This is a genomic window from Trinickia fusca (assembly GCF_003628145.1).
Taxonomy (GTDB): domain Bacteria; phylum Pseudomonadota; class Gammaproteobacteria; order Burkholderiales; family Burkholderiaceae; genus Trinickia; species Trinickia fusca.
Map to the genome: position 1 here is coordinate 311,285 of NZ_RBZV01000001.1, position 16,424 is coordinate 327,708.

The following is a 16,424-nucleotide window of genomic DNA, read 5'->3' on the forward strand; positions in this document are numbered from 1 at the left end:
GATGCATCGAACCGAAGCAGGTCGAATCGCACCGCCTCGATCGAGCGCCCACTCCCACTCCAACGAACGCCAAGGCATAAGGCAACGGTGAATCCTCACGATCCAGTAACAAGCACGCCGCCGCTCGGCGTACTCGCGGCGCTGCCGCAGGAGCTCGGCGATCTCGTCGATGCGATGCGTGCCGAGGGCACGATGCGCACGGTCACCATCGGCCGGCGCGATTATCACGTCGGCACCGTGCACGGTACGCCGTGCGTCGTCACGCTTGCACGCATCGGCAAGGTGGCGGCCGCGGCCAGCGCGAGTGCGCTGATTCACGTGTTCGGCGTCAGGCAGATGATCTTCACGGGCGTGGCGGGCGGCGTCGGCCCCGGTGTGCGCGTGGGCGACATCGTGGTTGGCGAAACGCTCATGCAGCACGATCTCGATGCCTCGCCGCTGTTTCCGCGCTACGAGGTGCCGCTGCTCGGGCACGCGCGCTTTGCGGCCGATACCGGGCTCTCGAACCAGCTTGCGGCAGCCTGCGAGCGCTTCGTGGCCGATGAGGGCGCTGCGCTCGTCGAGCGCTTTCGGTTGCACGGCGCGCGCGTGCATCGCGGGCTCATCGTGAGCGGCGACCGCTTCGTGTCGAGCGCGCAGGAAGTGCGCTCGCTTGCAGCCGCGCTGCCCGACGCGCTCGCGGTCGAGATGGAGGGCGCCGCCATTGCGCAGGTGTGCTACGAGCACGATGTCGCATGCGCGATCGTGCGGACGATTTCCGACACGGCCGACGATCACGCCACCGCGTCGTTCACGTCGTTTCTGACCGACATCGCGGGGGCCTACTCGTCGGGCATCCTGCGGCGGTTCCTGGCCGCGTACGCACCCGCCTGACGGGCGGCGCGTTGACACACGGCACGCCAAAACGAAAGGCGCCGCGGCTCGAGTAGCCGCGGCGCTTTCTTGCGTTTGAGCACCGGGCCTGCCGACCTGCGGCTGGCCCTATCCCGTCACGCTTTCTTTTCTTTGCGTTCGAGGTTGGGCAGCAGCACCGTCAGCAGGCCGATCAGCGGCAGGAACGAACAGACCTTGTAGACGTAGCTGATGCTCGTCGCGTCGGCCAGGTGGCCGAGCACCGCGGCACCGACACCGCCGAGCCCGAACGCGAAACCGAAGAACAGGCCGGCAATCATGCCGACCTTGCCCGGAATCAGCTCCTGCGCATAGACGAGGATGGCCGAGAATGCCGAGGCCAGCACGACGCCGATGACGACCGTCAACACGCCGGTCCAGAACAGGTTCGCGTAGGGCAGCAGCAGCGTGAATGGCGCGACGCCGAGGATCGATACCCAGATGACGTACTTGCGGCCCACGCGGTCGCCGATCGGCCCGCCGACGATGGTGCCGGCCGCGACGGCGGCGAGGAACACGAACAGGTGAATCTGCGCGGCCTGCACGCTCAAGTGGAACTTGTCGATCAGATAGAACGTGAAATAGCTGTTGATGCTGGCCAAGTAGAAGTACTTCGAGAATACGAGCAGCACGAGCACACCGATTGCGAGTGCGACACGGTGACGCGAGAGCGTCGGATGCGCGGCGGGCGCCTGGCTCTTCTTCTTCGTTGCCGGGTGCTGGCTGTACCAGCGGCCGATGTTGAACAGCACGAACATCCCCACGAGCGCCGCCGCGGAGAACCACGCGATACTGCGCTGGCCGTGCGGAATGACGATCAGCGCGGCCAGCAGCGGCCCCAGCGAGGAACCCGCGTTGCCGCCGACTTGGAACAGCGATTGCGCGAGCCCGTAGCGGCCGCCCGAGGCCATGCGTGCAACGCGCGACGACTCAGGGTGAAACACCGACGAACCGCAGCCGACGAGCGCGGCCGCCACGAGCAGCACCGGAAAGCTCGGTGCGACCGACATCAGCAGCAGGCCCGTCAGCGTGAAGCCCATGCCGACCGGCAGCGAATAAGGCATCGGACGCTTGTCGGTATACAGGCCGACGACCGGCTGGAGCAGGGACGCGGTGATCTGATACGTGAGCGTGATGAGGCCGATCTGCGCAAACGAAAGCGAGAAGTTCTGCTTCAGCATCGGATAGATGGCGAGGATCAGCGACTGGATCATGTCGTTGAGCAGATGCGAGAAGCTGATCGCGCCGAGCACCGAGTAGGCGGTGCGTTGAACTTTCGAGGCCGCTGGCTGTGCCGGGGCGGGCATCTCGCTCGCCGAGCCTGCGGCAAGCGTCTCGTTTTGAACACTCGTTTGCATCGTGGGACGGACCGAATGAAAAATAAAAAACGCGCGTCGCCGAGGCGGCGCGCGACAGGCTGTTGCTGAGTACTTCAGCAGTGTAGTTTGGCTCGAACGAAATATACGGACAAAGTTTGTCGCGAACGAGACATTGGAGGAGCAACCACAAGGTGCAAAGTGGCTTATTCATGTGATGAAATACGGTCATAAATAGCGGGTCGGATGCCCGTTTTGCCGTGCGGCTTTTTGTCCGGGTATAAAGCGTCGAGGCCCGTCCCACGGGCGATGCTGGTGTCGACATTGGGCAAGTACCTACTAAAGACCGAGATACCGGTTGCCGTTGACCCGAACAGGGAAGACAAGCATGCAACGCCGTGAACCGACCATCACGGCGGCAGTTACGACAGGGGAAATGAATATGAAGGCAGTTTCGCTGGGCAGGCGTTCAGGGGCGAACTTTGTTCCGGATGACCCAGGAACCGGCGGTCGATCGCAAAAGCGCGGGGTGCAGGCCAAGCTCAACGGCTTGTCGGTGAAGGCATCGCTGCGGCTTGCGTTTGCGCTGCTTTTGATCGGCACGCTGGTGATCGGCCTGTTCTCGCTCATGCAGATCAGCCGTCTGAATGCCTCGACCAAATCGATCTACGACCAAGGCCACGTGGCGAGCCGCGCGGCTGAAGAGGTGCGCGCGAACGTGGTGCGCGCGAGCCGTGCCCAGAAGATGCTGCTGACGGCGACGACGGCCAAGGAGCGTGACGACCTCGGCACCGACATCGAAAGCGGCCTGAGCGCGATCAATCACGAGCTGGCGACGCTGCAGGAGTACACCGACGCCTCCGACAGTGCGCAAATCGACCAGCAGAAGAAGTTCGCGCAAGCCGTCACGACCTGGAGCGGGCATTTGCACGACTTCGTGACGCTCGTGAAGGCCCAGTCGCTGGATCTGTCGCAGATGAACTGGCAGGTCGGCATGCAGGACGTGTCGCTGCTCGTCGAAACCGGCAAGCTCGAGAAACTCGTCGATGAGCTCGTGTCGCAGCGCGGCACGGCGGCCAAGGCCACGATCGATGCTTCTGCGTTCATCTTCAAGTCGTCGTTCGTGATGATGGCGGTCATGACGGGCGTGTTGATCGTCGTCGCATTCGTCGTCAGCGAGTGGGTCGTGCGCCGCCTGACGCGTCAGCTCGGCGGCGAGCCCGGCTACGCCAAGGACATCGCGACGCACATCGCGGCCGGCGATCTGGCGCATCCGATCGCGCTCGCGAAGAACGACCGCTCGAGCATGCTGTACGCACTGTCGGACATGCAGACGGGGCTTGCCGCGACCGTCGGCGAAATCTCCGCGAGTGCCGAGGCGATCGCCTCGGCGGCAGGCGAGATCTCGATGGGCAACCTCGACCTGTCGCAGCGCACCGAGCTACAGGCCGTTTCGCTCGAGCGCACGGCCACGAGCATGGAGCAACTGACCTCGACCGTGCGTCAGAACGCCGACAACGCGAAGCAGGCCAGCTCACTCGCCAACAACGCGTCGGAGATCGCTTCGACCTGCGGCGACGTCGTCTCGCGCGTGGTCACGACGATGGGCGAGATCAACGACAGCGCCAAGAGCATCGGCGACATCATCGGCGTGATCGACGGCATCGCCTTCCAGACCAACATCCTGGCGCTCAATGCGGCCGTCGAAGCAGCGCGTGCGGGCGAGCAGGGTCGCGGTTTCGCCGTGGTGGCCGGGGAAGTGCGCAGCCTCGCGCAGCGTAGCGCCGCGGCGGCCAAGGAGATCAAGACGCTGATCAGCGCCTCGCTCGATCGCGTCGCCAACGGTTCGCATCTGGCCGAGGATGCGGGCCGCACGATGGACGAAGTGGTGAAGGCCGTGCGCCGCGTGACCGACATCATGGGCGAGATTTCGGCGGCATCGTCGGAGCAGAGCGCCGGCATCGAAGAAGTCAATCGAGCAGTCACGCAGATGGATGCCGGCACCCAGCAGAACGCCGCGCTCGTCGAGGAGGCGACGGCCGCCGCGCGTTCGCTCGACGATCAGGCCAAGGCGCTCAAGCGCCTCGTCGGCAAGTTCAGCTTGTAAGCCGCAGCCGGGCAGAGACATCGCACCGCGGTGGGGGACGCTGCGCCGCCATACCTAGCACGTTGCGCAAAGGGTATGGCGGCGCGAGGCGTATCTCGGCTACAATGCGCAGCGGGCGCGGCAGGGCGCCCATTCTCGCGAAAGCCGCCGCACCTGCCGTCATCCGCATCACCCCCCGGACGTATTCCGACGTCGAACCTTTGAGCCGCAGCGAGAACGGCACGACCAAAGGAGAAACGTTGATGTGGTCCACCACCTGTCCTTTCGATTCCACGCCGAGTCACACGCAGTTCCTGCGTCATCACGCGCGCCGTTTGCTGCGCGCGGTCCACGGCGATATGACCCGCGCCTTGCCGGTGCTCAGGCGTATCGTGGCGGCCGGCGTGATTCCCGCCCATAGCCTCACGGCGCTTTACGCCGCGCGTACCGAGGTGCGCTTGAAACACGTGTTCTCGATGCTGGCGACCGAACTCGGCTATGCCGACTGGCACACCTGCAAGAACGACATCGACGGTCGCGATCCGGCCGTGCTCGACGCCTATCGGTTCGAGGCGGCGCCGCCCGGCGATTTCACCTTGAACTGGTTTCCCGATGAGCCGACCGCGCGCGCCTGGCAGGCCCAGCACGGCGGCTACGTCGTGCGCTACGGGCGGCAGGCCGTGGCGCTGCTGCGCGCGTAATCGGGCAGGTCGGCCGGCCTCGAATACGGTGCGCCACGGTGTGCTCGCTTAGACGAGGCGTCCGCCTCCGTCGACGTGCAGGACCTCGCCGGTCACATAGCCGTTGCTCATCAGAAAAGAGATCGCCTCGGCGATCTCCTCGGGCCGGCCCGCGCGGCCGACGGGCAAGCTGTCGGCCGCCTGCTTGAAGATCGCCGAGCGCGTCTCCTGGCCGAAAACATCGAATAGCGGCGTATCGACGAGGCCGGGCGCGACGACGTTGACACGGATCGGCTTGAGCTCGAGCGCCAGCGCGCGTGCGAGCGCTTCCACGCCGCTCACGGCCGCCGCTACGATCGCTGCGCCGCTGCTGGGCGGCCGGTCCGCATACTGCCCTCCGGTCAAGACGATCGAGCTGCGTGCATGCAGCCACGGCAGGGCCGCCTTGATCGAGTACAGCGGTCCCGCGAGGCGCTCGTGCAGATCGACCAGCAGCGGGTCGGGATCGGTGTCGACGAGTTTGCCCGTATGCAGGCTGCCTGCCGTGATCACGAGATGATCGATGCGCGTCATGCTGGCGAACGAGGCTTCGATGCTCGTCCGACTGGCGATATCTGCGACGACGGTCCGTGCACCGCCGAGCTGCTGGGCCGCAGCCTCGAGCTTCGAAGCCGAGCGGCCGACGAGCGTCAGGTGCCCGCCTTGGGCCTTGATTGCCGCCGCCGCGGCCAGGCCGATTCCCGAACTTCCACCGATCACGACCACATGAGCGCCGTCGAGTGCGGCGCGTGCTCCTGCGTTCATCTGAGTTGTCCTTTCGATAAGGGATGGAACGTCAGACGAAGCCTAGGTTATTCTCCTCAAGTCAGATATGGGCTGCAATGGAATGTGGCTCATTCCATGGGGGAATGATTTGGATTCACTCGATTCGCTACGACTGTTCACGCGTGTACTCGAGCTAGGGAGCTTTTCGGCCGTCGCCCGCGAAGAAGGCATCGGACAGCCCGCCGTCAGCAAAGCCATCGCGGCCTTGGAACGCAGCCTCGGCGTCCGGTTGCTCGAAAGGACGACGACGCACATGACGCCGACCGAGGAAGGCAAGCAGTTCTACGATCGCGGCAAGCGTGTGATCGAAGCGTATGCCGAGGCCGTCGCGGAGGCGAAGGGGCAGGTGCAGCGGCTGTCCGGCTCGCTGCGGGTCAACGCGCCGGTAGGACTCGGCGAGCTGCGCTTGAACGGCCTGTTCGTCGAGTTCCTCGCGGCCCATCCCGAGATCGACATCGAGCTGATCCTCAACGATCGCATGATCGACCTCGTCGAAGAGGGCGTCGATGTCGCGATCCGGCTGGGCGGAGCACTACCGCCCAATGCCGTGGCACGCTCGCTCGGTGTCTCGCCGCGCGTGCTCGTCGCGACGCCGGCGTACCTTCGGCGCTCGCCGGTCCTGCGGAAACCGGAAGACTTGAGCGCCCATGAATACATTCGCTTCGCCGGGCTCGCGCCCGGTGATCGGATCGAATTCTTCAAGGGCACCGAAACGGTCGCCGTTGCGACGACGGGACGCTATCGCGTGAACAGTTCGCTCGCGCTGCGGCAGTGTTTTGTCGAGGGCATCGGCTTGGGGTCGGCTCCCGCGTGGCTCGTTCAGGATCTGATCGACGCCGGCACACTCGTGCGCCTGCTGCCACGCTGGGAGATGGCGCCGCAATCGATGCACCTCGTGTACTCGAGCCGGCGATATCAGCCGCAGAGGGCTCGCGCGTTACTGGCCTTCCTGGCCGAGAAGCTGCCGCAGTTACCTGGGTTCCGCGGTCCGGCGCCGTAGCGGTAGGCTAGGGCCGATCGCACGCACACGCGATCGATCCGGTCGCTCATTTCGGCGATACGACCACCGTGCACGTCGTGCCGGCCGACAGCTCGACGCCGGCCGGCACTTCGTCGATGTGGATCCGCACGGGCACGCGCTGCGCGAGGCGCACCCAGTTGAACGTCGGGTTGACGTCGGCAACGAGTTCGCGGCTTTGCGGATTGTCGCGGTCGTAGATGCCGTGCGAGATGCTTTCGACGTGGCCCTTCAGCGTGATGCCGCTCATGAGCCGCATCTCGGCCTTGGCGCCGATCTTCACGCGCGGCAGCTTGGTTTCTTCGAAGTAGCCGTAGACCCAGAACGAATGGCTGTCGACGATGGCGAGCTTGGGCGTGCCGGCCGTCGCGTAGTCGCCGCGGTACACGGCGAGGTTCGTGACGTAGCCGTCGACCGGCGCATTGATCGTCGTGCGAGCGAGGTTCAGCTTGGCGGCATCGAGCGCGGCGAGCGCCTGCCGGTATTGCGCTTCGGCACTCGCTGCCGTCTGCGAGGCGTTCTCGCGGCTTTCCTTCGAGACGACGAGGCTGTCGAGGTCGGCGCGCCGCGCGGCATCCTGGCGGCGCATCTGCCATTCGGCGAGACGGGCCGCCACGGCCGCCTCGGCCTGTTCGACGGCCACCTGATAGTGGGCCGGATCGATGCGCATGAGCACCTGGCCTTTCTTGACGAGCTGGTTATCGGCGACATCGAGCTCGACGACGGCGCCCGAGACGTCAGGCGCGATGTTGACGATCTCGGCCCGCACGCGGCCGTCGCGTGTCCACGGCTCGTCCATGTAGTGGATCCACAGGGCACGGCCGATCGTCAGCGCGACGACGAACACGAGCGCCGTCGCGATGAAGCCAAGGAGTTTTTTTAGTGTCATGGTTCGGCTCAGGGCGATAACAAACGAACGACGGTCAACGATAGACGGCCAGACCGAGCAGGCCGCACACGCATACGAGCAGGCTCGCGCGAAACAGTGACGGGTGCCAGACGAAGCGATAGAGGCCGGTCGCGGCCAGCAACCGGTCCAGTACCCACGTGAGCGCGGCACCGCCGAGGCACAAGACGACGACGGCCGGCACGTAGGCGCCGAGAATGGCGATTTCACGAGGCATGGAGGGCTCCCGGAGAGTTCGGCGTATCGCTGCGGCGCGCTTGGCCCGCGAACGCGGCCAGCGGCGACTGCGGATCGATCAGCGCGGTGCGCACGAAATGCAGGTGGCTCAGGATGCGTTGCAGGCGATGCCGTTCCTCGCGCGGCGGCGCAAAGGCGGCGAGCGTCTGCTGCACGGCCGCGATCGCATCGAAGCTCGCGGCCAGGGCGGCGTCGAGACGCCCCGCGCCCGGCTGCGCAAACAGCGTGACGAGCGCCTTGCGGGTTCGGGCGATGCTGCGCCGCCAGGGCATCGTCGGCGCGTAGCGCGCATCGGGTGGCAGGTCGGCCAGCTCGCGGCGCAAGTCGATCACCGCGTGGCCGACTTCGAGCACGGCGACGAGCCAGGCCAGGGTCTGCTGCTGCGCCTCGGGCGCGTCTGGGGTCAGCGCATGCGTCTGGAAGGCCAGATCGCGTGCCCGCGTTTCGAAGCGCGAACGTACGCGGGCGAGCGGCGCGCGGCATGCCAGCACGACCTGGCGGCGCAGCTCGGCGGTCAAGTGGCGGCGCAGCCACGGCGCCGACGGCGGCAGCAGCACCGCGAACGCCAGCGCGCTCGCCGCCATCGACACCAACAGCGCCAGCGCATCGTTCATGTAGCCGGCCGGGTCGTAGTGCATCACGTTGTCAGGACCCGCGAGCACGCAGAAGAAAATGCAGTAGCCGGCGCCATAGCCGGCCAGCGTCGGCCGTGTGGACAGGAGGATGCCGAGTGCGAGCGGCGCGGCAAGCGCCAGGCACAGCAGCACGAAGCCGTCGATGTGCGGATACACGCCGAACACGACGATGAAGCCCACGAGTGCGGCGAGCGCGGTGCCGCCGGCCATCTGCAACGACATGCGCGTGGGCCGCGGCGAGGACGAGGCCAGCGCGCACACGGCCGCCGCGTTCAGCACGAGCGTCGAGCCGCTCGGCCACGCCGACGCGATCCAGAAAGCGCTCAGCGCGGCCATCACGACGGCGCCGCGCAGCCCGGCCACGGCCGTCACGAATGCGCTCGTCTTCGGCTCGTAGCGCTCGGGCGAGCGCTCACGCTCATGCGAGGCCGTCGCGAGCGACGCGTAGGTGTCGGCGTACGCATGCATGTCGTCGACGAACCGGTACAGCAGCTCGGCGGCCGTATCGAAGTCGAGCAGCGGAAAATCGGGCTGCGCGGCGAGCAGGGCGCGCGTCTCGCGCACGCGGCGCGGCAGCGCGGCCTTGAACGTGTCGAGCTTGGCGGCCGAACGCGCGGCATCGAGCGCCGTCAGGACGGGCTCGCTCGGCTCGTATAGCAGTGGCGCCAGCTCGCGGAAGTAGGGCTCGAGCGCGTCGACAGCCTGGGTCGCGCCGGCCGCCCGCAGTCGGTTCATCAGCTGGTGCAGTGCGTGAAAGCGCGTCGAGGCCGTCATGAACTCGTTGTTGAGCCGCGCCAGACGTCCGCTGCGCACGCGCGAGTCATGGGTTTCGAACACGGCGATGCTGCGCATCGCTTCGAAGCCGACGATTTCGCCCAGAAACCGGGCGTTCGTGCGTTCGATCTGGTCGCGCTCGATCCGTCCGCCGAGCGCGGCTGCGACGTATTCGACGAACTTCGAAAAGCGCGCGCGCACGGTGCCGCGTATTTGCTCGCTCGCATGTTCCGGCAGCACGAGCGCGCTGACGAAGCCCGCGCTCAGCACGCCGAGCGTCACTTCGGCGGCCCGCGTGAGCGCAGCCAGAAAGGCACCGTCGGGGTGCTGCGCGGCCGGAATGCCGATCAGGGCGGCCGTGTAGCCGGCCAGCAGGAAGCCATACGAACGCAGGTTGCGGTTGCGCGCGGCGCCGGCCGTGCAAATGCCGGTCCAGACCGCGAGTGCGGCCAGGAACAACTCAGGCTGCTGCGAGAGCAGCGCGATCAGCGTGAGTGTCGCGACGAGGCCCACGAACGTGCCGCCGATCCGGTAAAAGCTCTTGGCGAGTACCGCGCCGCTTTGCGGCTGCATGACGATGAACACCGTCGTCATGGCCGTGCGCGGCTGCGGCAGATCGAGCTTCATCGCCACGCCGAGCGCGAGAAAAGCGGCCGCGAGCGCCTTGAGCAGATAGATCCACGTCAGGCGATCGGTGCGCCACCATTGCACGGCGGCTTCGCGCAGGCCGGCCAGCATGCGTGACGCGGAAGAAGGGCTGGTGGACATCGTGCGCTCCGTTGCCGTGGTTACTCGTGGCCTTTTGCTTCGTGCGCGCGTGGTGCTTCGCCGTGCACGAGCGCGTCGAGCGACGAGAGGCGTCGCGCCGGCACCAGGCTGGCATCGCCAGGGCCGTCGCTCGGCACGGCGAGGCCACCGCCGAGCGCGCTCATCAGCGAAGCATAGGCGGCCAGCCGCTCGGCGCGAATCTGGGCCACGCGCTGCTGCGCGTCGAGCCAGCGCGTTTCGCTGACGATCACGTTGACGTAGTCGCTGAGACCGCGCCGAAAGCCGGTCTCCGACAAGCGAAAGCTGCGCTCGGCGAGGTCGGCCGAGCGTTCGGCGTCCTGCGCTTGCGTCGCCAGTGAACGCACGCGCACGATCGCATCGGCGACCTGCTTGAGGGCCGTCACGAGCGTCGCGTTGTAGTGCTCGACCGCTTCGTCGTAACCGGCCGAGGCTGCCCCGAGTTGCGCCCTGAGCGTGCCGCCATTGAAAATCGGCAGCGACAGCGCGGGACCGGCGCTCCAGCCGCCGTTGGCCGCATGCAGGAACTGCAGCATCGACGTGCTGACGGCGAAACCGCCGAGCGACGCGATCAGGTCGACGTTCGGATAGAACGCCGCGCGTGCGACTTCGATGCCGCGCGCCTGCCCCGCGACGCTCCAGCGTGCCGCGACGACGTCGGGACGATGGCCGATCAGTTCGGCCGGGAGTGTCGAGGGCAGGGCAGCATCGGCATTCAATTGCAGCGTCGGGCGCAGCAAGGCGTCGCCGGCGCCCGGACCTTTGCCGGCCAGCGCGGCGAGCTCGTTGTGCGCCAGCGCAATTTGCTCACGCAGCGCGTCGAGCTGCCGTTCGTACTCGGGCAGCGGTGCTTCGGCCTGACTGAGATCGAGTTGCGTGCCGATGCCGCCGGCGAGCCGCTTGCGCGCGAGCTCCACGAGTTGGCGCTGGCGTGCGAGCGTGGTCGTGGCGATGTCGACGAGCGCGTACTGCTTCGACAGCTCGACATAGGTGCGCACGATGTTGACTTCGAGTTCGAGTTGCGCGGCGCGCGCGTCGAGCGCGCGTGCCTGTGCCGCATCGAGGGCGCGCTCGGCGGCGTGCTCGTCGCGGCCCCACAGATCGAGTCCATAGGACAGGCTCAGCGCGCCCGTGTTGTTCCAGGTGTTCGTGTCGGCCAGTGGACCGGGGCCGTAATAGACGTTGTCGGGCCAGTGCTGGCGCGTGACGGACAGATTGCCGTTGACCTGCGGCGCGAGCGCACCGGCAGCGGCCTGGGCGAACGCGGCAGCCTCACGCACGCGGGCACGCGCGGCGGCCAGCGTCGGGCTGCCGGCCTCGGCCGTTTCGATCAGGGTGTTCAGTTGCGCGTCGCCATAGGCGCGCCACCAGTCGGATTCGGGCCAACGGGCGCTTGCTGCGGCGGCGCGCACGGCAGCGCCGGCATCGAGCGAGGCAGGGGGGAGCGCACGACTTTGCGGTGCGATGCCTTGGGTATCGGCGCAGCCTGCAATTATTATCGACAGTGCAAGAAACGCGAGTGAAACATTGCGTTTTCCGATCGGCGACTGCACGATTTTCTCCCTGGGCGACGATATAGATCAGAATGAATTATATTTTTGACCTAATTAGTGAATAAGCCGTAAAAATGCAATGCATTTTTACCGATATTGAGATAATCGCCGTTGCTGATCGTGCAACAATCGCGGCGCGAAGACCAAGGGGAGAGCGATGGATACGCTTCAAAACATGCGAGTGTTCGTGCGCGTCGTCGAATCGGGCAGTTTCACGGCGGCGGCGCAGCACCTCAACACCACGACGGCCTATGCCTCGCGCGCCGTCTCCGATCTCGAAGCGCATCTGCACACCCGCCTGCTGAACCGCACGACGCGCCGCATCGCGCTGACCGAAGCCGGTGAGCGCTATTTGCAACGTTGCCAGCAGATCCTCGCCTACGTCGAGGAGGCGGAAGCCGAGGCCAGCGACGCCCACGCCCGGCCGTGCGGCAAGCTGCGCATGCACGCGATGGCCAGCTTCGGCGCGCATTATGTCGTGCCGGCCATCGGCCGCTATCAGCAGCGCTATCCCGACGTGCACATCGAGCTGACGCTGTCGCAGCGTATCCCCGACCTGCTCGATGAAGGTTACGACGTCTCCCTTGTGCTCGGCTACGACCTGCCCGATTCGGGGTTGATCTCGCAGCGCCTGGGCACCGCCTTCAGCATCGCCTGCGCGTCGCCGGCCTATCTCGAGCGGCGCGGCGTGCCCAGGACGCCGGCCGACCTCGCGCATCATGTCTGCTTGCGCCTCGCCACGCCGGCATTCTCGTTCGACAGATGGAATTTCGACGGCCCGAAAGGCGTCGAGACGTACACCTTGCCGACCTCGACCTTTCAAGTGAATGGCGCCGAGGCGATGGCGATTGCGGTGAGCGAGGGGATGGGCATTGCCGTGCTGCCGACCTATGCGGCGATGCACTGGCTCAAGAGCGGTCAGCTCGTCTGGGTGCTGCCCGAGTACACGTCGCAGCCGATGAGCATCTACGCGCTCTATCCGTCGCGGCAATATCTGGACGCGAAGATTCGTACCTGGGTGGATTTCCTGTACGACGAACTGCCGGCAACGCTCGCGGCCGAGCAAGCGGCGTTGCGCGAATTCACGCGCGCATGAGTACCCGTGCGCGCACGATGCGCGCACGATGCGCGCACGGGAGGCGTCGCTTGGGGGCGTTGAACGCGTTTGACGCGTTGGGCGACGTGAAACGGCTCAGTGCTTCGGCCGCCGCCAGTCGAGCATATGGTGCGCCGCGAGCCAGTGATGGATCATCCCTTCGCCGTTGTGTTCGCGCTTGTAGCTGCGCGATTCGAAAATCGTCAGCGCGAGCAGCACGAGCAAGCCCACTGCGAGGCCGACGAGGCCGGCGATCGATTCAGCATCCATGACAGCCTCCTTGATGAGGATTGCCACGAATACATACTAGGACACCGCGCGTGAAATCGAAGGGGGCGGTATGCATTGGTGTGACCAATGCGACCGCGGTTTTCGCGGCAGTTTTCGTTTAGACTCGCCGCTCTCTTACTTTTTCACTGCGGGAGTCTTGGATGAAGCGAATGGCATGGTCCGCCCCGATCGCCGTATTGGCTGCCGTGAGTGTGCTGGCAGGATGCGCCGCCGCCGACAACGGACATCGCGCGCGCGTGCCGCAGGATCCGCCTGATTACCGCGGCGTGCCGACCGACGACCGGCCGCCCGCGATGCTCGACGAGGCGCCGGCGTTATCTGCACCTGCCGCCGCTGCCAGCGCCGCCAGTACGACCGCGCCGGCTCATTGACGGCACGCGTGCGTCGTGCAGGTCAGCCGCGCTCCTGCACGCAGACCCACGGCGAGACGACGACCGCCCACAGGTCGGGATCGCGCGCCGCGAAATCGGCAGCCGTCTCGGCCTGCACGCGCTCGACCAGGCCGCTCGAGAGCCATGTCGTGACTTGCGCGGTATCGTCGGCGGCGATCGCTTCGGCGACGCTCACGAGATCGAGATCGCGCGTGACGCGCAGCAGCACGCCGCGCGCGAAAAAGCGCTCGAGCTCGCCCCAGCCGATCTTGGCCGTTTCCGCGAGGAGCTTCAAGTAGAGCGGGCTGTGCTCGCCCGCGGGGATGTCGTTGCCGGAGGTCATGGCTGAAGGAACTCGAACAGGAACAGAAACAGAAGAGGATGCGCCGAAAGGGGCGTCACTATAAACCATAGCGCGGGGTGTCGAGCTTTGCGCTGTGCGAGTCGCCGGTGGCGCGTCGTCTGACGAATGGCGCTACGTTAGAATCGCCTGGACCGGCTTCGCCAGCGGTCCGATTCGTCCGTTATCGCTTCCACGCTTCCCGAGGATTGCATGCACTCCGACGCTTCTCGCCAATACGATCCGTTTGCCCGCCTGCTGCATTGGCTCATCGTGCTGCTCGTCGTCGCGCAGTATGTCGTCGCATGGACGATGCCCGGAATTCATCACGGCACGCAGCCGGTCGGCTTGATCGCCTGGCATCTCGAACTCGGCACGGCCATCGTGGCCGTCATGGTCGTGCGCACGGTGTGGCGCATCGTGCGGCGCGAGCCGGACGCCGCCGAAGGTTCGCCGTTCACGCGTCAGGTGGCGCATCTCACGCATGGGTTGCTCTACGCACTCCTGATCGTGCAGCCGCTGATGGGCTGGGCGAACGCCTCGTCGCGCGGCTGGTCGCTCACGTTGTTCGGCGCGGTGCCGCTGCCGGCGCTCGCACCGACCGGCTCGCGGCTCGGCCACGTGCTTGGCGACCTGCATGGCGTGCTCGCCTGGGCCATGTTGGGGCTGATCGGGCTGCACGTCGCCGCCGCGCTCTTTCATCACTTCGTTCTGCGCGACGGCGTGCTGCGACGCATGGCCTGACAGCAGGCGAGCGCCGCCTTCAATGTGGCGAGGTGGCCGCTTCGCGCAGCGCCTTGCGTACGATCTTGCCCGTTGTCGTCATCGGCAAACTGTCGACGAATGCAATGGCACGAGGATACTCGTGCGCCGCCAGGCGCGTCTTCACGTGTTCCTGGATCTCGCGCACGAGCGCATCGCTGGCGGCATAGCCGTCGTTGAGCACGATGAACGCCTTGACGATCTCGGTCCGCGTCGCATCGGGTACGCCGACCACGGCGGCCATGCGCACGGCCGGGTGGCCGAGCAGGCAGTCCTCGATCGGCCCCGGGCCGATGCGGTAGCCCGCACTCGTGATCACATCGTCGTTGCGCCCGACGAAGCGCACGAAGCCCTCTCCGTCCATCACGCCGATGTCGCCGGTGACGAGATAGTCGCCGGCGAACTTTTCGCGCGTGGCCTCGGGGTTACGCCAATAGCCGAGGAACATGACCGGGTCCGGCGCGCGGATGCCGATGTTGCCCTCGGTGCCGCGTGGCAGCTCGAGTCCTGCGTCGTCGACGATGGCTACGACGTGGCCCGGCACGGCTTTGCCGATCGATCCGATGCGCGGTTCGAACAGCGTGCCGCACGAGCTGAGCACCACGTTGCATTCGGTTTGCCCGTAGAACTCGTTGAGCGTGACACCCAGCGCGGCGCGGCCCCATTCGATGAGCTCTTCGCCGAGCGACTCGCCACCGCTCGAAACCGCGACGAGCGAGAGGGCATGACGTTCGCGCGGCTGCTCGACCGTGCGCAGCATCTTGAGTGCCGTCGGGGGCAGGAACGCATGCGTGACGCCGTGACGCGCCATCAGATCGAACGCCGCCTCGGGATCGAACTTCTCGAAGCGCCTCGCCAGCACGGGCACTCCGTGGTGCCAGGCCGGCAACAGGACGTCGAGCAGGCCGCCGATCCAGGCCCAGTCGGCCGGCGTCCACATGAGGCGGGCCTGATCGGGGAAGAACGCTTGCGGCATCTCGACGCCGGGTAGATGACCCAACAGCACGCGATGCGCGTGCAGGGCGCCCTTCGGTTTGCCGGTCGTGCCCGATGTGTAGATGATGACGGCCGGGTCGTCGGCGGCCGTGTCGACGGGCGTGAACGACGTCGATTCGTTAGCGACGGCTCGGGCGAACGGCATCGCGCCGGCAGCCTCGACGGCCGCAGCATCACCATCGATGCAGTAGACGGTTTTGAGTTCGGGCAACGCCGCGCGGATGGCCGCGATTTTTTCGAGGCCCGCCAGGTCGGTGACGAGCGCGACGGCGCCGCTATTGGCTAGCCGGTATTGCAGCGCTTCGACGCCGAACAGGGCGAACAGCGGCACGGCAACGGCGCCGAGCTTGTAGGTGGCCAGATGGGCAAGCGCCGTTTCGGGTGCCTGTGGCAGGAAGATGCCGACGCGCTCGCCGCGCGCGACGCCGTACCGCGCGAAGCTGTTCGCGAGCTGGTTCGACCAGGCTTTGAGCTCGTCGAAGCTGTAGCGGTGCACCGAGCCGTCGCGTCGCTCATAGATGAGCGCGAGGCGTGCGTTGCCGTCCGCCCACTTGTCGCAGGCGTCGACGCCGATGTTGTAGCGCGCCGGAATACGCCACGCGAATCCTGCTGCGAGCGCCTCGTAACTATCGGTTCGGGTCAGCATGCCGTCGTCTCCTCCTATATATTGGGTTGGATATTTCCGATTATTCGGTTTGATTTTCGATATCCGATAGTCCAGAAGATTGCTTGCTTTTCGAGTTAAAAATCAGGTTATTGATTGATGGAATGATTTTAGCCTGACGAGGTCTTCGCTGCCTTGTGGTGCGAGGGGTTCGCCCGATCGGCATGCGCCATTTGCCTGCTTTTTTGCATGTTTC

At 66.1% G+C, this 16,424-nt stretch carries 16 protein-coding genes; 7 read left to right on the forward strand and 9 right to left on the reverse strand.

What is annotated here, in order from left to right; translation table 11 throughout:
* The first annotated feature begins 87 nt into the window (after positions 1-87).
* Positions 88-873 (forward strand): 5'-methylthioadenosine/adenosylhomocysteine nucleosidase, encoded by a 786-nt coding sequence (locus D7S89_RS01345; protein ID WP_121274927.1) that lies wholly within the window; start codon positions 88-90, stop codon positions 871-873.
* Positions 874-989: 116 nt separating this feature from the next.
* Here the strand turns inward: D7S89_RS01345 and D7S89_RS01350 are convergent, their stop codons facing one another.
* Complete coding sequence (locus D7S89_RS01350; protein ID WP_245982665.1) at positions 990-2,198, reverse strand: MFS transporter; 1,209 nt, start codon at positions 2,196-2,198, stop codon at positions 990-992.
* Between the two features lie 451 nt (positions 2,199-2,649).
* Here D7S89_RS01350 and D7S89_RS01355 point away from each other — a divergent pair, with 451 nt between their 5' ends.
* On the forward strand, positions 2,650-4,314 hold the full coding sequence (locus D7S89_RS01355; protein ID WP_121275973.1) for a methyl-accepting chemotaxis protein: 1,665 nt from the start codon (positions 2,650-2,652) through the stop codon (positions 4,312-4,314).
* Positions 4,315-4,556: 242 nt separating this feature from the next.
* Positions 4,557-4,994 (forward strand): hypothetical protein, encoded by a 438-nt coding sequence (locus tag D7S89_RS01360; RefSeq protein WP_121275974.1) that lies wholly within the window; start codon positions 4,557-4,559, stop codon positions 4,992-4,994.
* 48 nt (positions 4,995-5,042) lie between these two features.
* Here the strand turns inward: D7S89_RS01360 and D7S89_RS01365 are convergent, their stop codons facing one another.
* Positions 5,043-5,777: an SDR family oxidoreductase gene (locus D7S89_RS01365; protein ID WP_121274929.1), complete on the reverse strand. Its 735-nt coding sequence runs from the start codon at positions 5,775-5,777 to the stop codon at positions 5,043-5,045.
* A 109-nt stretch (positions 5,778-5,886) separates the two neighbouring features.
* Between D7S89_RS01365 and D7S89_RS01370 the strand changes: the two genes are divergently transcribed.
* On the forward strand, positions 5,887-6,798 hold the full coding sequence (locus D7S89_RS01370; protein WP_121274930.1) for a LysR family transcriptional regulator: 912 nt from the start codon (positions 5,887-5,889) through the stop codon (positions 6,796-6,798).
* Between the two features lie 46 nt (positions 6,799-6,844).
* Here the strand turns inward: D7S89_RS01370 and D7S89_RS01375 are convergent, their stop codons facing one another.
* The 4 genes from D7S89_RS01375 to D7S89_RS01390 are packed head-to-tail and all read right to left on the reverse strand — an operon-like array spanning position 6,845 to position 11,708.
* On the reverse strand, positions 6,845-7,705 hold the full coding sequence (locus D7S89_RS01375; RefSeq protein ID WP_121274931.1) for an efflux RND transporter periplasmic adaptor subunit: 861 nt from the start codon (positions 7,703-7,705) through the stop codon (positions 6,845-6,847).
* A gap of 34 nt (positions 7,706-7,739) precedes the next feature.
* A complete protein-coding gene (locus tag D7S89_RS01380) occupies positions 7,740-7,940 on the reverse strand; it encodes a DUF1656 domain-containing protein (RefSeq protein WP_121274932.1) in 201 nt (66 codons plus the stop codon).
* The gene (locus tag D7S89_RS01385) at positions 7,930-10,137 is read right to left on the reverse strand and encodes an FUSC family protein (RefSeq protein WP_121274933.1); all 2,208 of its coding nucleotides are present in this window, start codon (positions 10,135-10,137) and stop codon (positions 7,930-7,932) included. Before D7S89_RS01385 ends, D7S89_RS01380 begins: the two co-directional genes overlap by 11 nt.
* Before the next feature lie 20 nt (positions 10,138-10,157).
* A complete protein-coding gene (locus D7S89_RS01390) occupies positions 10,158-11,708 on the reverse strand; it encodes an efflux transporter outer membrane subunit (RefSeq protein ID WP_121274934.1) in 1,551 nt (516 codons plus the stop codon).
* Positions 11,709-11,865: 157 nt separating this feature from the next.
* Between D7S89_RS01390 and D7S89_RS01395 the strand changes: the two genes are divergently transcribed.
* Positions 11,866-12,804: a LysR family transcriptional regulator gene (locus D7S89_RS01395; protein WP_121274935.1), complete on the forward strand. Its 939-nt coding sequence runs from the start codon at positions 11,866-11,868 to the stop codon at positions 12,802-12,804.
* Positions 12,805-12,900: 96 nt separating this feature from the next.
* On the opposite strand, the gene D7S89_RS27335 is transcribed toward D7S89_RS01395, so the two are convergent.
* Positions 12,901-13,074: a hypothetical protein gene (locus D7S89_RS27335; RefSeq protein WP_183085063.1), complete on the reverse strand. Its 174-nt coding sequence runs from the start codon at positions 13,072-13,074 to the stop codon at positions 12,901-12,903.
* A 161-nt stretch (positions 13,075-13,235) separates the two neighbouring features.
* Here D7S89_RS27335 and D7S89_RS01400 point away from each other — a divergent pair, with 161 nt between their 5' ends.
* A complete protein-coding gene (locus D7S89_RS01400; RefSeq protein ID WP_425470715.1) occupies positions 13,236-13,466 on the forward strand; it encodes a hypothetical protein in 231 nt (76 codons plus the stop codon).
* A 22-nt stretch (positions 13,467-13,488) separates the two neighbouring features.
* Here D7S89_RS01400 and D7S89_RS01405 read toward each other — a convergent pair whose 3' ends face one another.
* Positions 13,489-13,809, reverse strand: a complete 321-nt coding sequence (locus tag D7S89_RS01405) for a DUF2288 domain-containing protein (RefSeq protein ID WP_121274937.1) — start codon at positions 13,807-13,809, stop codon at positions 13,489-13,491.
* Between the two features lie 210 nt (positions 13,810-14,019).
* Here D7S89_RS01405 and D7S89_RS01410 point away from each other — a divergent pair, with 210 nt between their 5' ends.
* Positions 14,020-14,550 (forward strand): cytochrome b, encoded by a 531-nt coding sequence (locus D7S89_RS01410; protein WP_121274938.1) that lies wholly within the window; start codon positions 14,020-14,022, stop codon positions 14,548-14,550.
* 19 nt (positions 14,551-14,569) lie between these two features.
* On the opposite strand, the gene D7S89_RS01415 is transcribed toward D7S89_RS01410, so the two are convergent.
* Complete coding sequence (locus tag D7S89_RS01415) at positions 14,570-16,210, reverse strand: acyl-CoA synthetase (protein ID WP_121274939.1); 1,641 nt, start codon at positions 16,208-16,210, stop codon at positions 14,570-14,572.
* Between the last annotated feature and the right edge of the window lie 214 nt (positions 16,211-16,424).

Coding starts and splice junctions, on each gene's coding strand:
- D7S89_RS01405 (WP_121274937.1), bottom strand. CDS start 13,809: ATGACCTCCGGCAACGACATCCCCGCGGGCGAGCACAGCCCGCTCTAC.
- D7S89_RS01380 (WP_121274932.1), bottom strand. CDS start 7,940: ATGCCTCGTGAAATCGCCATTCTCGGCGCCTACGTGCCGGCCGTCGTC.
- D7S89_RS01365 (WP_121274929.1), bottom strand. CDS start 5,777: ATGAACGCAGGAGCACGCGCCGCACTCGACGGCGCTCATGTGGTCGTG.
- D7S89_RS27335 (WP_183085063.1), bottom strand. CDS start 13,074: ATGGATGCTGAATCGATCGCCGGCCTCGTCGGCCTCGCAGTGGGCTTG.
- D7S89_RS01355 (WP_121275973.1), top strand. CDS start 2,650: ATGAAGGCAGTTTCGCTGGGCAGGCGTTCAGGGGCGAACTTTGTTCCG.
- D7S89_RS01350 (WP_245982665.1), bottom strand. CDS start 2,198: ATGCCCGCCCCGGCACAGCCAGCGGCCTCGAAAGTTCAACGCACCGCC.
- D7S89_RS01415 (WP_121274939.1), bottom strand. CDS start 16,210: ATGCTGACCCGAACCGATAGTTACGAGGCGCTCGCAGCAGGATTCGCG.
- D7S89_RS01400 (WP_425470715.1), top strand. CDS start 13,236: ATGAAGCGAATGGCATGGTCCGCCCCGATCGCCGTATTGGCTGCCGTG.
- D7S89_RS01375 (WP_121274931.1), bottom strand. CDS start 7,705: ATGACACTAAAAAAACTCCTTGGCTTCATCGCGACGGCGCTCGTGTTC.
- D7S89_RS01385 (WP_121274933.1), bottom strand. CDS start 10,137: ATGTCCACCAGCCCTTCTTCCGCGTCACGCATGCTGGCCGGCCTGCGC.
- D7S89_RS01410 (WP_121274938.1), top strand. CDS start 14,020: ATGCACTCCGACGCTTCTCGCCAATACGATCCGTTTGCCCGCCTGCTG.
- D7S89_RS01395 (WP_121274935.1), top strand. CDS start 11,866: ATGGATACGCTTCAAAACATGCGAGTGTTCGTGCGCGTCGTCGAATCG.
- D7S89_RS01360 (WP_121275974.1), top strand. CDS start 4,557: ATGTGGTCCACCACCTGTCCTTTCGATTCCACGCCGAGTCACACGCAG.